The sequence below is a fragment of the Streptomyces sparsus genome (assembly GCF_054776295.1).
Genome location: NZ_BAAHCA010001696.1, coordinates 1 through 565 on the forward strand (window position 1 = coordinate 1; position 565 = coordinate 565).

General features: G+C 76.3%; 1 protein-coding gene. It reads right to left on the reverse strand.

The window, feature by feature from the left end:
* Positions 1–39 precede the first annotated feature (39 nt).
* The coding region (locus ACYVE9_RS30355) for a putative protein N(5)-glutamine methyltransferase (protein WP_461031061.1) at positions 40–565 on the reverse strand (526 nt) is incomplete at its 5' end.

Below are 565 nucleotides of genomic sequence, written 5' to 3' on the forward strand. Positions count from 1 at the left end.
CGGGGCTCCGGTGCCGGGCGGGGTCGGCCGGCGTCGTGCTCAGGGGTGCCCGCGCGCACCCGCGTCGGGATCCGGTCGGGCGCCGACCACCACCGTGGCGTCCAGCTCCTCGCACGTCACGACCCGGGACAGCAGGCCCCGGTCGTCGATCGCCCGGGCGGTCAGCTCCGCCTGCCGTTCACTTGTCTCGACGAACAGCAGACCACCGGGCGCCAGCCACTCGGGAGCCTGCTCGACCACCCGGCGCTGCACGTCCAGCCCGTCCGGTCCCCCGTCGAGCGCGACCCTCGGTTCGTGCAGGCGGGCCTCCGGCGGCAGCAGTTCGATCGCCGCCGTCGGAACGTAGGGCGCGTTGGCGACCAGCACATCCACCCGGCCCCGCAGCCCGGCCGGCAGCGGCGCGAACAGGTCACCCTCGTACACCCGCCCGCCCGCCGCGCAGACGTTGCGTCGGGCACAGCCCACCGCGCCGGGGTCGATGTCGGCGGCGTGGCACTCCACGTGGTCGAGAGCCGCGAGCAGCGCGGCGGCCACCGCCCCCGAGCCGCAGCACAGATCGACCACC